Annotated in this window: 15 protein-coding genes; 8 read left to right on the top strand and 7 right to left on the bottom strand. The window is 60.6% G+C overall.

Annotated features, from left to right (window positions below):
• Positions 1-2 precede the first annotated feature (2 nt).
• Positions 3-2,189, top strand: a complete 2,187-nt coding sequence (locus ACX3M4_RS21060; RefSeq protein ID WP_459354936.1) for a xanthine dehydrogenase family protein molybdopterin-binding subunit — start codon at positions 3-5, stop codon at positions 2,187-2,189.
• Between the two features lie 359 nt (positions 2,190-2,548).
• On the opposite strand, the gene ACX3M4_RS21055 is transcribed toward ACX3M4_RS21060, so the two are convergent.
• On the bottom strand, positions 2,549-3,124 hold the full coding sequence (locus ACX3M4_RS21055; protein WP_459354935.1) for a TetR/AcrR family transcriptional regulator: 576 nt from the start codon (positions 3,122-3,124) through the stop codon (positions 2,549-2,551).
• A gap of 115 nt (positions 3,125-3,239) precedes the next feature.
• On the opposite strand from ACX3M4_RS21055, the gene ACX3M4_RS21050 reads away from it, so the two are divergent.
• Complete coding sequence (locus ACX3M4_RS21050; protein WP_459354934.1) at positions 3,240-4,007, top strand: SDR family NAD(P)-dependent oxidoreductase; 768 nt, start codon at positions 3,240-3,242, stop codon at positions 4,005-4,007.
• Positions 4,008-4,224: 217 nt separating this feature from the next.
• On the opposite strand, the gene ACX3M4_RS21045 is transcribed toward ACX3M4_RS21050, so the two are convergent.
• Positions 4,225-4,623: a YchJ family protein gene (locus tag ACX3M4_RS21045; RefSeq protein WP_459354933.1), complete on the bottom strand. Its 399-nt coding sequence runs from the start codon at positions 4,621-4,623 to the stop codon at positions 4,225-4,227.
• A gap of 82 nt (positions 4,624-4,705) precedes the next feature.
• Between ACX3M4_RS21045 and ACX3M4_RS21040 the strand changes: the two genes are divergently transcribed.
• Entirely contained in the window at positions 4,706-5,677 is a 972-nt protein-coding gene (locus ACX3M4_RS21040) for an endonuclease/exonuclease/phosphatase family protein (protein ID WP_459354932.1), read from the top strand.
• A 208-nt stretch (positions 5,678-5,885) separates the two neighbouring features.
• Here the strand turns inward: ACX3M4_RS21040 and ACX3M4_RS21035 are convergent, their stop codons facing one another.
• Complete coding sequence (locus ACX3M4_RS21035; protein WP_459354931.1) at positions 5,886-6,242, bottom strand: c-type cytochrome; 357 nt, start codon at positions 6,240-6,242, stop codon at positions 5,886-5,888.
• Between the two features lie 178 nt (positions 6,243-6,420).
• Between ACX3M4_RS21035 and ggt the strand changes: the two genes are divergently transcribed.
• Positions 6,421-8,166, top strand: coding sequence for a gamma-glutamyltransferase (gene ggt / locus ACX3M4_RS21030; RefSeq protein ID WP_459354930.1), 1,746 nt, complete (start codon positions 6,421-6,423; stop codon positions 8,164-8,166).
• Between the two features lie 247 nt (positions 8,167-8,413).
• On the opposite strand, the gene ACX3M4_RS21025 is transcribed toward ggt, so the two are convergent.
• Together ACX3M4_RS21025 and ACX3M4_RS21020 are read right to left on the bottom strand one after the other, a co-directional pair.
• On the bottom strand, positions 8,414-8,914 hold the full coding sequence (locus ACX3M4_RS21025; protein ID WP_459354929.1) for a TetR/AcrR family transcriptional regulator: 501 nt from the start codon (positions 8,912-8,914) through the stop codon (positions 8,414-8,416).
• 52 nt (positions 8,915-8,966) lie between these two features.
• A complete protein-coding gene (locus tag ACX3M4_RS21020) occupies positions 8,967-9,344 on the bottom strand; it encodes a hypothetical protein (protein ID WP_459354928.1) in 378 nt (125 codons plus the stop codon).
• A gap of 524 nt (positions 9,345-9,868) precedes the next feature.
• Here ACX3M4_RS21020 and ACX3M4_RS21015 point away from each other — a divergent pair.
• The 3 genes from ACX3M4_RS21015 (at position 9,869) to ACX3M4_RS21005 (ending at position 13,955) form a co-directional block, all read left to right on the top strand.
• Positions 9,869-10,654 (top strand): ThuA domain-containing protein, encoded by a 786-nt coding sequence (locus ACX3M4_RS21015; protein ID WP_459354927.1) that lies wholly within the window; start codon positions 9,869-9,871, stop codon positions 10,652-10,654.
• A gap of 69 nt (positions 10,655-10,723) precedes the next feature.
• Positions 10,724-11,791: a Gfo/Idh/MocA family protein gene (locus tag ACX3M4_RS21010; RefSeq protein ID WP_459354926.1), complete on the top strand. Its 1,068-nt coding sequence runs from the start codon at positions 10,724-10,726 to the stop codon at positions 11,789-11,791.
• Between the two features lie 871 nt (positions 11,792-12,662).
• On the top strand, positions 12,663-13,955 hold the full coding sequence (locus ACX3M4_RS21005; RefSeq protein ID WP_459354925.1) for a tyrosine-type recombinase/integrase: 1,293 nt from the start codon (positions 12,663-12,665) through the stop codon (positions 13,953-13,955).
• 186 nt (positions 13,956-14,141) lie between these two features.
• Here ACX3M4_RS21005 and ACX3M4_RS21000 read toward each other — a convergent pair whose 3' ends face one another.
• Both ACX3M4_RS21000 and ACX3M4_RS20995 read right to left on the bottom strand, forming a co-directional pair.
• A complete protein-coding gene (locus ACX3M4_RS21000) occupies positions 14,142-14,483 on the bottom strand; it encodes a hypothetical protein (protein WP_459354924.1) in 342 nt (113 codons plus the stop codon).
• Positions 14,476-15,798 (bottom strand): hypothetical protein, encoded by a 1,323-nt coding sequence (locus tag ACX3M4_RS20995; RefSeq protein ID WP_459354923.1) that lies wholly within the window; start codon positions 15,796-15,798, stop codon positions 14,476-14,478. Before ACX3M4_RS20995 ends, ACX3M4_RS21000 begins: the two co-directional genes overlap by 8 nt.
• Positions 15,799-15,917: 119 nt before the next feature.
• Here ACX3M4_RS20995 and ACX3M4_RS20990 point away from each other — a divergent pair, with 119 nt between their 5' ends.
• On the top strand, positions 15,918-16,046 hold the full coding sequence (locus ACX3M4_RS20990; protein ID WP_459354922.1) for a hypothetical protein: 129 nt from the start codon (positions 15,918-15,920) through the stop codon (positions 16,044-16,046).
• Positions 16,047-16,050 lie beyond the last annotated feature (4 nt).

Raw genomic sequence — 16,050 nt, 5'->3', positions numbered from 1 at the left:
CCATGCTGCATCTCCTGCAACAACCGCTTGAAGCCGCCAAACCGACCCGCCGGACCTTCCTGAAGATTTCCGCAGGCACCGTGGGCGGCCTCGTTCTCGCAATGAACCTGCCGCGCTCGGCTGCCCTGGCAGCAGAGGGCGAACTCATCCAGCCCTTCGTCCATATCCGCCCGGACAACACGGTCGTGGTCCTTTCCAAGCATCTCGACAAGGGTCAGGGCGCGGCGACAGGTCTTGCCACCCTCGTCGCGGACGAGCTTGACGCTTCGTGGGATCAGGTCCGGGCCGAATTCGCCCCGTCCAATCCGCAGGTCTATGCCAACACGCTGTTCGGCGTGCAGGGAACCGGCGGCTCCACCGCCATGGCCAATTCCTTCATGCAGTACCGGGCAGCCGGTGCCGCGGCAAAGGCCATGATCGTTGCCGCCGCCGCCAGGGACTGGGGCGTTCCGGCATCCGAGATCACGGTTTCCAATGGCGTCGTCTCCCATGGGTCCGGCAAGTCCGCGACCCTGGGCGAACTGGCAGGCCTTGCTGCCGGTGAGGACGTGCCGGCCGAGCCCAAACTCAAGACGCCGGACCAGTGGGTCTATATCGGCAAGTCGTTCAAGCGCCTGGACGTTGAGAACAAGACGGTCGGCGCGCCGAAGACCTACACCATGGACGTCCAGATGGACGGTCTCCTGGTCGCAACCGTTGCGCGGTCGCCCCGCTTCGGCGGCAAGGTGAAGTCCTTCGATGCGACAGCGGCCAGGCAAGTTCCCGGCGTCGTCAACGTGCTGCAGATCCCGAACGGGGTCGCGGTGCTGGCCACCTCCACCTGGCCTGCGATCAAGGGCCGGTCACTGCTGGAGATCGAGTGGGACGACAGCGAAGCCGAGACCCGTTCCAGCGACGCCCTGACCGCCGAACTGAAGGAGCTGACCGCGAAGCCCGGCCTCAAGGTGCGTGAGGATGGCGACGTCGATGCCGCTCTGGCCTCTGCCGCCAGGGTGATCGAGGCCGACTATGAGTTCCCGTTCCTGGCGCACGGTGCCATGGAGCCGCTCGACATCGCAATGAAGTTCGATGGCGAAACGGCGGAATTCTGGTTCGGTTCGCAGATCCAGACCATCGACCACAATGTCGCTGCCACTGTGCTCGGCATTCCGTTCGAGAAAGTGAAGATCAACACCTTGTGGGCAGGCGGCTCCTTCGGCCGCCGCGCCCAGGCCGATGCCCATCCGGTCGTGGAAATCACGACCCTTGCCAAGGCCATGCAGGCCGCCGGCATGGCACCGGCTCCGGTGAAGATCGTCTGGACCCGCGAGGACGACATGGCCGGCGGTTACTACCGCCCGATGTCGGCGCATAGGATCCGCGTCGGACTTGACGACAACGGCAATGTCACCGCGTTCAAGTACAACATCGCGGCCAAGTCCATCGTCAAGGGCACACCGTTCGAAGCCATGCTGATGAAGGATGGCGTCGACCACAACATGACGGAAGGCGCGCATGACACGTCCTACGCCTTCCCGCTCATGAACATGGACCAGGCCTTCCAGGAGACCAAGGTGCCCGTGCTCTGGTGGCGCTCGGTTGGGCACACCCACACGGCCTATGTCATGGAAACCATGATGGACCGGCTGGCGAAGGAAGCCGGCAAGGATCCGGTCGCCTATCGCCTGGAAATGATGAAGGACGATCCGCGCAAGGCCGGTGTCCTGAAGCTCGCGGCCGAAAAGGCCGGCTGGGACCAGCCCTTGCCGGAAGGCCGCCATCGCGGCGTCGCCGTGCACAAGTCCTTCGGCTCCTATGTGGCGGAAGTGGCGGAAATCTCCTTCCGCGACGACGGCACGGTGAAGGTGGAGAAGGTGGTGGCAGCCGTCGACTGCGGCACCCCGGTCAACCCGGACAACATCCGGGCCCAGGTCGAGGGCGGCATCGGCTACGGCCTCGGCGCGATCCTGCGTAACCAGGTGACGCTGGTGGACGGGGTTGTCGAGGAAACCAACTTCGACACCTACGAGCCGCTTCGCTTCTCCGACATGCCGGAAGTCGAAGTGCACATCGTTGCCTCGAACGAGCACCCGACCGGCATCGGCGAACCCGGCACGCCGCCCATCGGCCCGGCCGTCGCCAACGCGATCGCCGCCGCCAAGGGCGAGTGGATCACCACCCTGCCGCTGGCGAAAGCCGGCCTGGTCTGATCACGCCCTGATAAGAACAAGAAAGGCCGCCTCCGGGCGGCCTTTTGCGTTTGGCGGCGACAATTCGCTCTTCTACACAAGGTTTGAGGAATTTCTCCGGATCGTGCCGCTTGTTCCCCTCTCCCGCCTTGCGGGGGAGATGTCTCCGCGAGGAAACAGAGGGGGGTGACAGCCTTGCAGCTTAGTTCGGCCTTGGTGATCCGATCCGGGAGGGTTCACCCCCCCCCTCTGTCCGGTTTCCGAACATCTCCCCCGCAAGGCGGGAGAGGGGTGCAAGCGGTTAGATGGACCTCCAATGGAAGCTGCCCTGCAAAGCGGAGCACGCCTCCGCACCTGGGCACCCATTTGGAATAGGGTGCTCAATCCAACTCCGGCCGCAACTTCGCAAACAGCTCCGGGCGGCCATGAACCCGGGCAATCAGCAGCCCGCCCTCCAATTGTGCGAGCACGGCGAGGGCCTTTTCTTCGACTGTAACCCGGCTCTTCGACCGTCCCCAGGAAGTCACGCTTAGCCGGTCCGTCAACCATCCTGCCGTCAGATCGAAGAAGCGCCGCGCCTCAACGGCGACTTCCTCCGGCAAACCGCCGGATTCGGCCGCCAGCACGCCGCAGAGGCACATCTGTCCGTCCTCGCCGAGTGCTCTGGCGAAGGCGTCGTGGATCTTGCCGAGGACGTCGGCCGCCTCGCCTTGTGGATCGGAGGTTTCTCCCAGCGTTACCAGAAACCTGTCCGCATAACGGCGGGCCACCTTTGCGCCGAGATCTGCCTTGGCGGGAAAGTAATAATGCACACTGGAGCTTTTCACCCCGACTTCCGCAGCGATCTCGCGAAAGCTGAAGCCGTTATAGCCGTTGCGGCGGATCATGGCTTCCGCCAGATCCAGGATCCTGGCTTCCGTTTCGCCGCCCGTTTGCTTGCCCGATTGGGTCGTCATCTGAACCTCATCATCTATCGACTGATAGATAGGCCTTGACAGCACACGCCGCAACACCAATATGCCCTTCATTGAAATCTACCTATCAGTAGATAGATAAAATGGAGACGAAAGCATGACAGACGCATTAGCCCTCATTCAGGGCGGTTCCTCGGGCATGGGACTGGCCACCGCCCATCGGCTGGCGGGGCGGGGCATTTCCCTGATCCTGACCGGACGCAGCGCGGAAAAGCTGAAAGCTGCCAAAGAGCAGATCACCCGGACCCACGCCATCGGCGTTGAAACCTGGCAGGGTGATGTCACCGATCCGGCCGATGTCGAAACGCTTGTTGGGCGGATCGACGCCATGGACCGGCCCATCGGTTACCTGGTGAACGCGGCCGGTTACTTCAGTCCGAAGGCCTTTCTCGACCACAGCGGCGACGACTATGACCGCTATCACGCCTTCAACCGGGGCACTTTCCTCATCACTCAGGCGGCCGCGCGCAAGATGGCGGCGGCAGGCAAGGGCGCCATCGTCAATATTGGCTCCATGTGGGCGCATCAGGCCGTCAAGGCGACCCCGTCTTCAGCCTATTCCATGGCCAAGGCCGGCCTCCACGCACTGACGCAACATCTGGCGATGGAACTCGGCGACAAAGGCATCCGGGTGAATACGGTCGCGCCGGCCGTGGTGGAAACGCCGATCTATGGCGCCTTCATCCCGGAGGACCAGATTGCCAGCGCCCTCCATGAAGGCTTCGACGCCTTCCACCCGATCGGCCGCATCGGCACGGCAGACGATGTCGCCGCGGCGATTTCCTTCCTGCTGTCGGAGGATGCTGGCTGGGTCACCGGCGCTATCTGGGACGTGGACGGCGGTGTGATGGCCGGGCGGAATTAGGTAACGGTCCCAATTCCAACGTCACACAATAATCTCACCATCGTCATCCCGGACGCAGCGAAGCGAAGATCCGGGACCGGTGAGCCGAAGCCTATCGAGAGCTGTCCAACCAACTGTTGCTTGTGGCTCTCCGGTCCCGGCTCGCGCTTCGCTTGGCCGGGATGACGCTGGAAAGTTTGGGATCTAGTAGGAAACCGCCGCCCCGCCGGTAGTCCCCCTACTCGGGCAGGCCTTCGACGTAATACCAGCGTCCGGCCTTTTTCCGGAAAAGGCTCATCTCCCGGTGCGTATGCAGCTTGCCGCCGGCGAGATATTTCGCTTCGAAAAGCACGGTGCCTTCGCGCTCGCTTGGGCCCCCCTTTGCCGTCTCCAGAACCGAAAGTCCGGTCCAGTGGCTCTCCGCCGCCCAACGGCCGGTCGCGACCGCATCGAAGTCCACCTGGTATTTCGGCCAGAGCGTTTCTTTCAGGTAGGGGATCTGCTGGCGCACATAGGCGCTGTAGCGCGAGCGCATCAGCGCTTCGGCGGTTTCCGGCTTTGCCTTGCCCTCCAGATAGGGACCGCAGCAAAGATCGAAATTTCTGCCGCTGCCACAGGGGCATCCGTCAGCCGCCATGTTTTCTCTCCCGTTCCGGTTCCTGAATGCTCTCTACCACTCGGCCAAGCGGGCGGCTATGGTTTGCACAACAGGGGGCTGCATGAAAATTGCCACGTTCAACATGGAATCCTTCGGCGACGACAAGCATGACAGGGACGCCCTGTCTCCGAGGCTGCATGCCCTGCGGCCGCGCATTCTGGAGCTTGAGGCGGATATCCTGTGCCTGCAGGAAGTGAATGCGCAGAAGGTGAAGGGCGAAACGGCCCGGCAGTTCCGGGCGCTCGACCTGCTTTTGGAAGGAACCCCCTACCGGGATTTCCATCGCGCCACCAGCGAGCGGCCCTCCGGCAAGGGGCCCGGCGACCGGCACAATCTGGTGATCCTCTCCCGCTATCCGATCCGCAGCTTCGACAGTCTCTACCAGAGCCACGCCCATCCGCCACTCTGGCAGCCGGCCTTCGCCAGCCCCGGCTTTGACGAACCGCAGACGATCCTCTTCGACCGGCCGGTGCTGCAGACGGAAATCGACATCGGCCGGGAAAAGCCGCTGCATCTCTTCGGCGTGCATTTGCGAGCGCCGATCGCCGCGATGATCCGCGGCTGCAAACGCTCCGACCGCACCTGGAAGACCGTTTCCGCCTGGGCGGAAGGCTATCAGCTGTCTGTGCTGAAACAGACCGCCCAGGCGCTGGAACTGCGGCTGGCGGTGGAAGCCCTTTTCGACGAGGACGAGGAGGCGCTCATCGTGCTGGCGGGCGATTTCAACGCCACCGGCGAGACCGGCACGCTGCGGCTCCTTCGCGCCGACCCGGACGACACGGGCTCCCCGCACCTTGCCGCACGCCGGCTCTACCAGCTCGACGCGGCCCTGCCGGCCGAAGAGCGCACAACCGTCATTCACAAGGGACGCGGCCAGGCGCTGGACCACATTCTCGCCAGCGCCGCAATGACCCACCGGACCACAGGCTTCAAGGTGTTCAATGCCAGTCTGCCGGACGAGGTCTATCACCCGGACAAGGATGGCTATGCCGGCTCGTTTCATGCCGCCATGCGGGCCGAGTTCGAGGTTTAGCAACCACCGTTGAGCGTTTCATTCTCCTGCGAGATCTCGTCTGGATTAAGGCAGCACAAGGACCCCACCACCTCATCCTGAGGAGGACCGCAAGGTCCGTCTCGAAGGATGGGCCGCGGGGTCAGGAGTGTGCCGCCCACCCTTCGAGACAGCGCTAACACTCTTCCTCAGGATGAGGTGTCGGGATTGTTTGGGATAGCCAGGTTCTTCAAGGCTTCAGCGATCCAATATAGCTCGCAAGATCGGCGATTTCCGTATTGCTGAGAGCCATATTCGGCATGGTCGGATGCGGATTGGCAAGGAAGGTCGCGAGCTTGACCTCCGACCAGTCCGGGTCCTTCGCCATGTCATAAAAGCTCGGCAGCGTTGCGCTGGAGGCTTTCGGCTGGTCTTCGGCCACCAGGTGGCAGGCCGCGCACCATTGCAATGCCAGCGCCTTGCCGGTCGCCGCGTCTCCCGCGAGAGCCATGCCGGATCCAGCCACGGCAAGAACAGCGGCGGCTGCCGTCAGGAGACCGCACGCGGCGGCCCGGTGCTTTTTCAAAGTTCCGGATGCAAGGGACATCAAACCTCCTCCGACCTGGACCGCAAGCAGTGCGATCTTGCACAGACCAGAATGCCGCCTATCTCCACAAAAGACCTTGCGTTGGATCAACCCTGAAAATGCAATCTCTGCGTGTTCCATGTTGCTCCTCCCGCTGGCCTCCTGCAAACTCCTGCCAAACAGACTTCCGGAGGGACCCATGAAGCATTTTCTGAAAACCCAGGCCGTTGCCGTGGCCCTCGGACTCGCGATAGGCACAGCGGGCGCCGTCCCGTCACTCGCCCAGGATACGCCGATCTATTCCCTGAGGGACCGCTTCCAGCCTGTCACCGCCCAGAACGGCATGGTGGCGAGCCAGGAGGCCGTTGCCAGCCAGGTGGGGGTCGATATCCTGAAGAGGGGCGGCAATGCAGTTGATGCTGCGATCGCCACCGGGTTTGCGCTGGCGGTCTCCCTGCCGCGCGCGGGCAATCTCGGCGGCGGCGGCTTCATGCTCATCCATCTGGCCGGCAGCGGCGAGACCAAGGCCCTCGATTACAGGGAAATGGCACCGGCCGCGGCCTTCAGGGACATGTTCCTGGGAGAGGACGGCGAACCGGACGATCAGAAATCGCGCTTTTCCGGCCTCGCTGTCGGCGTTCCGGGAACCGTCGCCGGTTTCGCCGAAGCTTTTGAAAAACACGGCAGCGGCAAGCTGACCTGGGCCGAGCTGGTCGCCCCGGCGATTGCCCTGGCCGGAGAGGGCATCAACGTAACGCCGGATCTCTCGGCCTCGCTCGTCGCATCGGCCAAACGATTGCTTGCCGATCCGGCCTCGGCCGGGATCTTCTTCAAGACAGGCGGCCTGCCCTATCTTCCCGGCGAGACCCTGAAACAGGAAGATCTTGCCAAAACGCTGCAACTGATCGCCGACAAGGGCGCGGCCGGCTTCTATACCGGTGAGATTGCCGGGAAGGTCGCCGAAAAGGTGCAGGCTGCAGGCGGCGGAATGACCGTGGAGGATCTCAGCGGCTACAAGGCCGTCTGGCGTGAACCGGTCACCGGCAGCTACCGCGGCTACGATATCGCCTCCATGCCGCCCCCCTCCTCAGGCGGCACCCATATCGTCCAGATCCTCAACATGCTGGAAAGTTATCCGCTGGAAGAATTCGGCCCCAATTCCGCCGACAGCATCCATGTGATGTCGGAAACCATGCGCCGCGCCTATGCGGACCGGTCGAAATATCTGGGCGATCCGGACTTTGTCGAGGTTCCGGTCGAGGGACTGACGTCGCCCAGTTACGCGGCCGAGCTCGTCAAGACCATTCGCATGGATGCGGCAACGCCCTCAATCGACGTCAAGCCCGGCGATCCTTTCCCTTATGAAAGCGACCAGACCACGCACTACTCCGTCGTCGACAGCCAGGGAAACGCGGTCTCCAACACCTACACGCTGAATTTCTCCTATGGTGTCGGCCTGACGGCGGACGGTACCGGTGTCCTGCTCAACAACGAGCTCGACGACTTTTCCGCCAAGCCCGGCGTCCCCAATGCCTACGGACTTGTCGGCGGCACCGCCAACGCGATTGAGGGCCGCAAGCGGCCGCTTTCCTCCATGAGCCCGACTCTGGTCTTCAAGGACGGCAAGCTGTTCCTCGCCACCGGCTCGCCCGGCGGCAGCCGCATCATCACCACGACGCTGCAGATCATCCTGAATGTCGTCGATCACGGCATGAACATTGCCGAAGCCACCGCCGCCCCGCGCATTCATAATCAATGGCTGCCCGACGAAATCCGCATCGAGGAAGGGCTGTCGCCGGACACGATCAAGCTGCTGGAAGCCCGCGGCCACAAGGTCGACGTCCAGAACGCCATGGGCTCGACCCAGTCGATCATGCTCGCTGACGGCATCCTCGCCGGCGCTTCCGACCCGCGCCGCCCGGGCGCTCTGGCTGCGGGCTATTGAGGGAAAAGCTGCAAATGAGGGCGGGCTCGTTCCCTGGTTTCGTCCCCGGGGATCGTTCCCAAGGTTCGTTCCCGGGGCTCGTTTACTGGGCCCGCCACGTCCTTCTCCTGTCATCCCCGTGAAAACGGGGACCCAGGAAACCTCATAGGCTGCCGTTTGGCACCTAATGTCCGCGCGGGGTCTCCCGGGTCTGCGCTCCCCTTTGCGCGGAATAACGGCAGAGAAGGCGGCGGTTCCCGGAAACCGCCTATTTTTCCAGCCCAATCGCCTTTTCAACCAGCCCGGCAAAACGCCGGTCGAGAGCCATGCGCTCGGCAGCGGGCATATCCGGCCAGATAATCTGGCTGCCGACAAAGGCCGCATATTCGATCCGCGCGATATCCCGGGCATCTTCTTCACCGAGGCCGCTGCTTTCATAAAGCCGCGCGATGAACCCGGTTCTGAGATCGTCCACCTCTCGGACGACCTCTCTCGCAATGTCATTTCCCTGCGCAAACTGACGAACGGCCCGCTCAAGCCCGTGATTGAGGTGGTTGGCAAGGTTTGAGAGCTTTTGGGCGCGGTCCTTGCCGGCTTCTGCCAGCGCCGCCTCGGCGACATCCAGCGTGTGCCGCTGTTTCCACGCCTCCATCAGCCCGGCGATGAAGGCGCCATGGTCGTCGAAATGGTGATAGAAGGACCCGCGCGTGCGCGACGCGGCCGCACACAGCGCGTCCACCGTCAGGCCCGGCGGGCCGTTTTTTGCCAACTGGCTGAGCCCCAGGTTCAGCCAGTCCGTCTTCTCGAACCTCTTTTTCAGCTCAGCTCACTCCGCCCAGAACACCCAGAACGACCACCGGCAGGAACAGCCAGCCCTGCGGCATATGGGCGTATTTCTGCTTCTTCAGCGGCGGCACCGCAAGCCCGAGCAGACAGAAAGAAGCCGTCAGCGCGGTGGCGGTCCAGCCGAGATCGAGGCTTTCGGCCCTGAGACCGGCAAGTGCGAACATCACCGCTGTCATCGCCAGCACGATGGTGACGATGTGCCAGCAATAGTAGGTGACGTATTTCGGCACCGGATGCAGATCCTGCGCCTTCAGCAACGGACGCGCGATGGTGCGCCCGCCGGCAAAGGTGTGAATGAGGCAGACCGCCGCCGACAGGCCGGCAGCACCCAGAAGAAGATAATTCACGCTCATGTCCAGCTCCCGTATCATTTCGATTTCCATACCATAACACATGGTATGTTACAGATTATCTGACTGCGTGCCAGTGCGGCGTGCGGTCGCGCTGCGCCACTGGCAGCCGGGACATCGGTTTAGGTTGTCGGTTCTGCACGGTGTCGGACACTCTTTCGGGTGTCATCCCCGTGAAAACGAGGCACAGGAAACTTCACGGCCAGCCGGTTTGCCCCAAAAGGTCCTCCCGGGCGCCCTGACGTCCGGGTCAGCGCTTCGCGCCGCTAGGGACGACAATCGGGGGAAACGAAGGTTTGCGCCCTATGGCCCCTTCCGCGGCAGCGGACTAAGCCCCCTTTGAACTACCGGCTGAAATTCCTGTTCCGCCCGCCGGCCACTCCACCTTTCTTTTGCTTCAGGCGATTGTGTGTTTGACAGTCCAAAATACCGGTGATACCGCTACCCAAAGCGCTTTGGAGACAAGGTTAGAGCGCTGACAACCCATCTGCCAAAACATGCACATTTGAACCACGGGAGAGGCTGCAATGCCGATCAGAACCGTCGTCTGGGGCGAAAACGTCCACGAGCATCACAACAAGATCGTCGCCGGGATTTACCCGGATGGCATGCACCAATGCATCGCCGATGCCCTGAACCTCGATCCCGAGATCACCGCCACCACCGCAACGTTGCAGGAGCCGGAACACGGCCTGACCGCGGAACGCCTTGCCGAAACCGACGTGCTGCTGTGGTGGGGCCATGCCGCCCATGGCGATGTCTCCGACGAGGTGACCGAGCGGGTCTGCGAAGCCGTCTGGTCCGGCATGGGCATCGTCTTCCTGCATTCGGCCCATTTCGCCAAGCCGTTCAAGCGGCTGATGGGAGGCCCGTGCAATCTCACCTGGCGCGAGGCCGGTGAGCGCGAGCGCCTGTGGGTCACCAGCCGCAACCACCCGATCACAAAGGGTCTGCCGGACAGTTTCGAACTGGAAATGGAGGAAATGTACGGCGAGCCCTTCGGCGTGCCGGAACCTCTGGAAACCGTCTTCATCTCCTGGTTCCAGGGCGGCGAGGTGTTCCGCTCCGGCCTCACCTACAAGCGCGGCGCCGGCAACGTCTTCTATTTCCGGCCCGGCCACGAGACCTACCCGACCTATCACAACGCCCATGTTCAGACCGTCCTGAAGAACGGCGTCAAATGGGCCTTCAACCCGATGGCCCGCCTCGCCGACCCGGTGGGAGCGCCCAACGTGCCGGTCGATGCCGCACCCGAGAAGATCGAGGAACGCGGGCCGAAGCTCCATGCAGCGGGCGAAGAAGGCTACCGCTGACGAAAGAAAGTCCGGACCGGCGGCAGGACCGCCGGTCCGCCACCCGTTTCCTGCCGTGGGAGTTTCCCCTTGAACTCTTCCCTCTCTCCCCTCCGGATCCTGATCCTTGGAACCGGCAACATGGCCCGCACCCATGCCGAGGCCTTCCAGAAGATCGACGGTGTCGAGCTTGTCGCCGGGGTCGATAACCGGCCGGAGGTGCTGGCCGGGTTCTGCGCCGATTTCGGCATCCCCGAAAGCTTCGCCAGCCTGGAGGACGCCATTGCCTGGGGCGGTTTCGATGCCGCCGCCAACGTCACTCCGGATGCCGCTCATCATGCGACGACGCTGGCGCTGCTGAACGCCGGCAAACATGTGCTATGCGAAAAGCCGCTGGCGACCAACGCGGCCGATGCCAGGGAAATGGCCGACGTTGCCGCTGCCAAGGGCCTCATCGGCATGGTCAATCTCAGCTACCGCAATGTCGCCGTCCTGCAAAAGGCGGCAGAGCTGGTGCGGTCCGGAACCATCGGCGCGCTGCGCCATTTCGAGGCGTCCTACCTGCAAAGCTGGCTGACCCAGCCCGCCTGGGGCGACTGGAAGACGGAACCGCAATGGCTGTGGCGCCTGTCGACGGAACACGGCTCCAAGGGTGTGCTCGGCGATGTCGGCATTCATATCCTGGACTTCGTCACCTTTGCCGCCAGCAGCCCGGTTTCCGAACTCTCCTGCCGCCTGAAGACCTTCGACAAGGCGGACGGCGGACGCATCGGCGTCTATACGCTCGATGCCAATGACAGCGCCACCCTGCAGGCGGAACTCCAGAACGGCGCCCTTGGCACCATCGCCGCCACCCGCTTTGCCTCCGGCCACCTCAACGACCTGCGCCTCAGGCTTTATGGCGAGAGGGGCGGGCTGGAAGTCCGGTTCGAAAACAGGGTCGAAGGTCTGCGCCTTTGTGCGGGCGAAAACCTGGAGACCGGCACCTGGACGGACATCACCGTCGATCCGGTGCCGACCGTCTACCAGCGCTTCGCTGCAGCCATTACGGACGGCCTACCTGCCGATCCGGATTTCGAACACGGTGCGAGATTGCAGGTCGCCCTCGACCTTGCCGAACGGTCCCATGTCGAGAACGGACGGTTCTTGAAGGCTTGACCAGATAAGCAAGACAGCCCTGCTTCGCCGTTGAAACCCCTGGTGAGGCAACATACTCAGCGTCACCCCGGCCGCGCGCAAGCGAAGAGCCGGGGCCTACTCTCATTGCAACTTGCTGAAGAGATCTTTCTCAGATCCGGACTAGACGCGTGCACCACGCAAACCAATGTTCCGGGAGCGAGTAGGCCCCGGATCTGCGCTTCGATTGTCCGGGGTGTCACAGCACATGAAACGCACATTGCCGCATGCAGCAACCTTCCCAAACGAGTGCTGCGACGGAACCGGCTGGTCCCGCCGCAACAAGGTTGGGTACTTGAGGCAATGCAAACAGCGGCGGCAGCCACAACTCAGACCGCCTCTCCGTCGCTCGCAACCCGACACTAGACCACTCCGCCTGACACTTCGTTCAGGCTGCCGCCGGTGTTTGCATCAATGTTTATGCGAAACGTGAAATACCGCTGCGAAACCCGCGGAAACCGGCGCTTGAAGTCTCAAAAAGAAAATGAGCCCCAAAACGAAAAAACCGGCTTTCTTTCGAAAGCCGGTTTCTCGGGCCATTCGGCCGAACTGGAGCGGGCGAAGGGATTCGAACCCTCGACCCCAACCTTGGCAACCGGACCAGATCGTTTTCGCCACACCAAGTTTTTCTACGCAATAACGCGAAAACCTACGATCAGTCAATAGCTTACATTGACTGGCGCTCCGCCGCCGGTACGCTAGAAAAACCCCTGATTTCCATTCATCTGCTTCCCCCCTGCTTCCCCGCTCATGCTGCACCTGCGTGGGGAAGCAGATTTCGCTGTCACCGCTCTCCTCGTTCGCAGCAGTCCACTGACTTCAAACGACATTTAAAGAAAAAAGGAAACCGGCAATGCCCAAACTCACCAAGAGACTTGTCGATGCGCTGCAGCAAGACCCGAAACGCGACCAATTCATATGGGACACCGAAGTCCGTGGTTTCGGGATTCGCGTCAAGCCATCGGGCACCAAGACGTTCCTGATCCAGTACCGAAACTCGGAACGACGAACTCGCCGGTTCGTCATCGGGCAGTTCGGTGTCTTGACTGTTGAAAACGCCCGCGACCTTGCCAGAAAGAAGCTGGCCGCAGTGATAGACGGTAGCGACCCTTCGGCCGAACGCCGGGCCGCGCGTGAGGGCATGACAGTCGCGGAAATCTGTGACTGGTACCTCGAAGAGGCTGAAGCTGGCCGTCTCCTCGGCCGTAACAGACGACCGATCAAAGCCTCGTCCGTGGCAGGCGATCGCAGCCGGATCGAACAGCACATCAAACCCTTGATCGGTACGCGTATCATCAGTCACTTACGGCTTGCTGACATTGAAAGACTTCAGGGCGACATCGCAGCGGGGAAAACGGCCCGTCCACCCCGCCCGGGCCGCGGCGGGCAAACGTCAGGTGGAGCCGGGGTCGCAGGAAGAGCGATCAGCACATTGCGCAGTTTACTCAATCATGCACGCCGCCTTGGACTGATCGAACAAAGCCCGGCAAACGGTGTCAGGGTAATCGCTTCGGAAAAACTCAAACGCCGACTGAGCGCAGGGGAAATTCGCCACCTCGGCAAAGTGATGATGCAGATGGAACAAGAAGGAGAACATCCGACCGGTCTTGCTGCGATCCGCGCCATGTTTCTGACCGGGTTCCGGCGAATGGAAGTCCTCGGCATGCGCAAAGACTGGATCGAGCCGGAAAACAACTGCGTTGCCTTTCCCGAAACGAAATCAGGACCGCAATTGCGGGCCATCGGAGATGCGGCCGTCGCACATCTGCTCGAAACTGCGAAATCCAATTCGACTCCATTCGTCTTTCCAGCCGATATCGGGGAAGGTCACTTCATCGGTGTCGTGCGTGTGCTTGATCGGGTATGCAGGCGGGCCGGACTGAGAGATGTGACCCCACATGTTCTAAGGCACACATTCGCAAGCATGGCCGCTTCACAGGGCTTCAGCGAATTGACGATTTCGGGCCTCCTCGGACATGCACCACGCGGTGTAACTCAGCGATATGTGCATCTCGACACTGCGCTCGTCATTGCTGCTGATCAGGTAGCGGTCGAAATTGCCCGCTTGCTGAAGGGCGGTGAAGTTTTGTCTGTTCGTGAGGTCAAGCAGATGCGTTCCAGGTCGCTGTTGCCGGCGCAGATATAAGAGTGACGTTTAGAGCAGTTGAGTACGATTGGCAGAAGGTCCGACTTTCGCCTGTCACTCCTTTTCTGTGCTGCAAGCCTCCGAAGGCAGAGGTCACAGGTTCGAATTCTTTTGGCGCACCATATTTTTCAATAACTTAGCCTAAATTCGTGAATGTTGACTTTCGAAAAGTAACCACCAAAGCGGTTATTCGACCCATTCTATGAGGATCGCTTCAGCACGGCCGGTCCCATCATTTGAGGCAATTTTTCGCAAAATGTGCTTGCTGCGAAAGCTCGCCTGGAGGATCTCTGTCTCAGTCATACCAATTCTTGCCACTATGTGGAGAATTGACCGTTGGCCCTTATCGCTCCCCTTCAGCTGTTCGCTCTTGAGGTATTTTTCAAGACAGAGCCGCTTTTTCACAATGTCGCAGCGATATGCTCCATACCCAAAGAAAGCGACGATAGCGGTGATGATCGCTGCCCAGCTTCCGGCGACCGATACGAGATTTATATACAAAGCAGGGACACACGCGGTTTCATTCATTTTTTTCGACCTCTCCCAATTTCTTCTCCGCTGCGTTTGCACCAGCGGCCCAAGTACGCAGCACCAAACCTTCTTCCGCAAAGAAGAACTCTCCACCGAGGCTTTCTCCACCATCTTCCTGAAGACGTTTTTTCATCGCGTCTTCGCCAGCAATCGCGACTTCGGCATTTGGGTAGGGAGGTTCGTCCGGAATCGTCTTCGGGAACAGAACTTCCCAATTGAACGTTCCAGCAGGGTAGGCACTTTGGATCTGATCACGTCGCGCCAAGGGGCTTTTTGAGAAGCCAACCTTTACGATCAGCTTGTCCTCTAACTCTTCCGCCGATCTACCTAGATAGGCTGAGAGGTTACCTGACAGCTTGAGAATATATAGGTGCTTTGGACCGTCGGTTTCGCCCACCCAATAAGGTTCCTTAGCGGGCTGGATCGCCCGACTTGGCTTCAGGACGTTTTGTAGGTTCTGAATACCGCTATCAATACGTCCTTTTTGCCCATAGGCCTGCACCTCATAAAGCGTAAGGCTTAGAAGTTTGTTCGCCTCGCCAGGATCAATCGGAACGCCTTGTGCTCCGATATATTCCGGATGATTGGATCTATAGGTCTTAGGGAAGAGGTGCTCGACCGGCTGCCAATCCTCTTCCGCTATACGCCAAGCCCGCGTTACCTCAACAGCATGTAGCCATTTATTTCGAGTTTCGGGATCCGCTTCCTTAGCTGCCCAGTGGTCTCCAGAGATAAATTCTGATGCATTCCCTACCTTGTGAGAAACCTCGAGAATTCCGACGACCTTGCCGCGCATCTTCTCAGGGCCTTTACCTTTCGTGACATAGATGACGACCAAGCCCCCTGCTACGAAATTTTTAAGGAAGAAGTTTCTCTTCGCTTCTGTAGCAAAACCAATGCAACCCCAATTCTTGGGATCAAATCCCCAAAATGACGTCAGCCAAACGGAGCGGCCATAAAGCAGTTCGCCTTTTATTGGCGCTATCTCATCAACATCGGACCAATCGAAAGCAAAAACCCTATCCTGCTCGGCTGCGATATCGATATCGCCCAGAGCATTCCTTATGTGTTCCAGAGCCTTGGCCGTAGGGCTTCTTGTTCCTTTTTGACAAACAATGGTCGTAAGCGCGGGCAGCCCTTTCTCGTGGCAATATTCGAGAATTTCCCCAAGGTGCTTGCCAAGACCACGGCCAGTAGGATGAGGCCACCCTATTGCTTCTGCCACCTGCTCGTATGTGGTGCGCGCACCGCTTCCTGCTCCCGCCCGTTCGACAAGATACCTGGCGATCTCCAGTGATGTTCCCTCGACCATCTGCTCTCAATCAAAACAGTGCAACCATGACTTGATTCTTGTTACACTCTCACCGAATCGTCCATTTGGGGGCAAGAGTGTTCTTCGCTCTATGTCCCACCGATCGACCAAAAAAATTCATGTCTACATCTGCAACCACCAAATCCGATCTCGATTTCGCAGCCGATCTCTTCAACGCGGCCGACAAGTTGCGCGGCAATCTTGAACCTTCTGAATACAAGCATGACCCGCTCGGTCTATCTTCCTGAAATA

The sequence above is a fragment of the Roseibium sp. M-1 genome, from assembly GCF_054515675.1.
This window is presented reverse-complemented; position numbering and strand designations above follow the sequence as displayed.

Coding starts and splice junctions, on each gene's coding strand:
- ACX3M4_RS21040 (WP_459354932.1), top strand. CDS start 4,706: ATGAAAATTGCCACGTTCAACATGGAATCCTTCGGCGACGACAAGCAT.
- ACX3M4_RS21060 (WP_459354936.1), top strand. CDS start 3: ATGCTGCATCTCCTGCAACAACCGCTTGAAGCCGCCAAACCGACCCGC.
- ACX3M4_RS21005 (WP_459354925.1), top strand. CDS start 12,663: ATGCCCAAACTCACCAAGAGACTTGTCGATGCGCTGCAGCAAGACCCG.
- ggt (WP_459354930.1), top strand. CDS start 6,421: ATGAAGCATTTTCTGAAAACCCAGGCCGTTGCCGTGGCCCTCGGACTC.
- ACX3M4_RS20990 (WP_459354922.1), top strand. CDS start 15,918: ATGTCTACATCTGCAACCACCAAATCCGATCTCGATTTCGCAGCCGAT.
- ACX3M4_RS21045 (WP_459354933.1), bottom strand. CDS start 4,623: ATGGCGGCTGACGGATGCCCCTGTGGCAGCGGCAGAAATTTCGATCTT.
- ACX3M4_RS21050 (WP_459354934.1), top strand. CDS start 3,240: ATGACAGACGCATTAGCCCTCATTCAGGGCGGTTCCTCGGGCATGGGA.
- ACX3M4_RS21020 (WP_459354928.1), bottom strand. CDS start 9,344: ATGAGCGTGAATTATCTTCTTCTGGGTGCTGCCGGCCTGTCGGCGGCG.
- ACX3M4_RS21035 (WP_459354931.1), bottom strand. CDS start 6,242: ATGTCCCTTGCATCCGGAACTTTGAAAAAGCACCGGGCCGCCGCGTGC.
- ACX3M4_RS21055 (WP_459354935.1), bottom strand. CDS start 3,124: ATGACGACCCAATCGGGCAAGCAAACGGGCGGCGAAACGGAAGCCAGG.
- ACX3M4_RS20995 (WP_459354923.1), bottom strand. CDS start 15,798: ATGGTCGAGGGAACATCACTGGAGATCGCCAGGTATCTTGTCGAACGG.
- ACX3M4_RS21015 (WP_459354927.1), top strand. CDS start 9,869: ATGCCGATCAGAACCGTCGTCTGGGGCGAAAACGTCCACGAGCATCAC.
- ACX3M4_RS21000 (WP_459354924.1), bottom strand. CDS start 14,483: ATGAATGAAACCGCGTGTGTCCCTGCTTTGTATATAAATCTCGTATCG.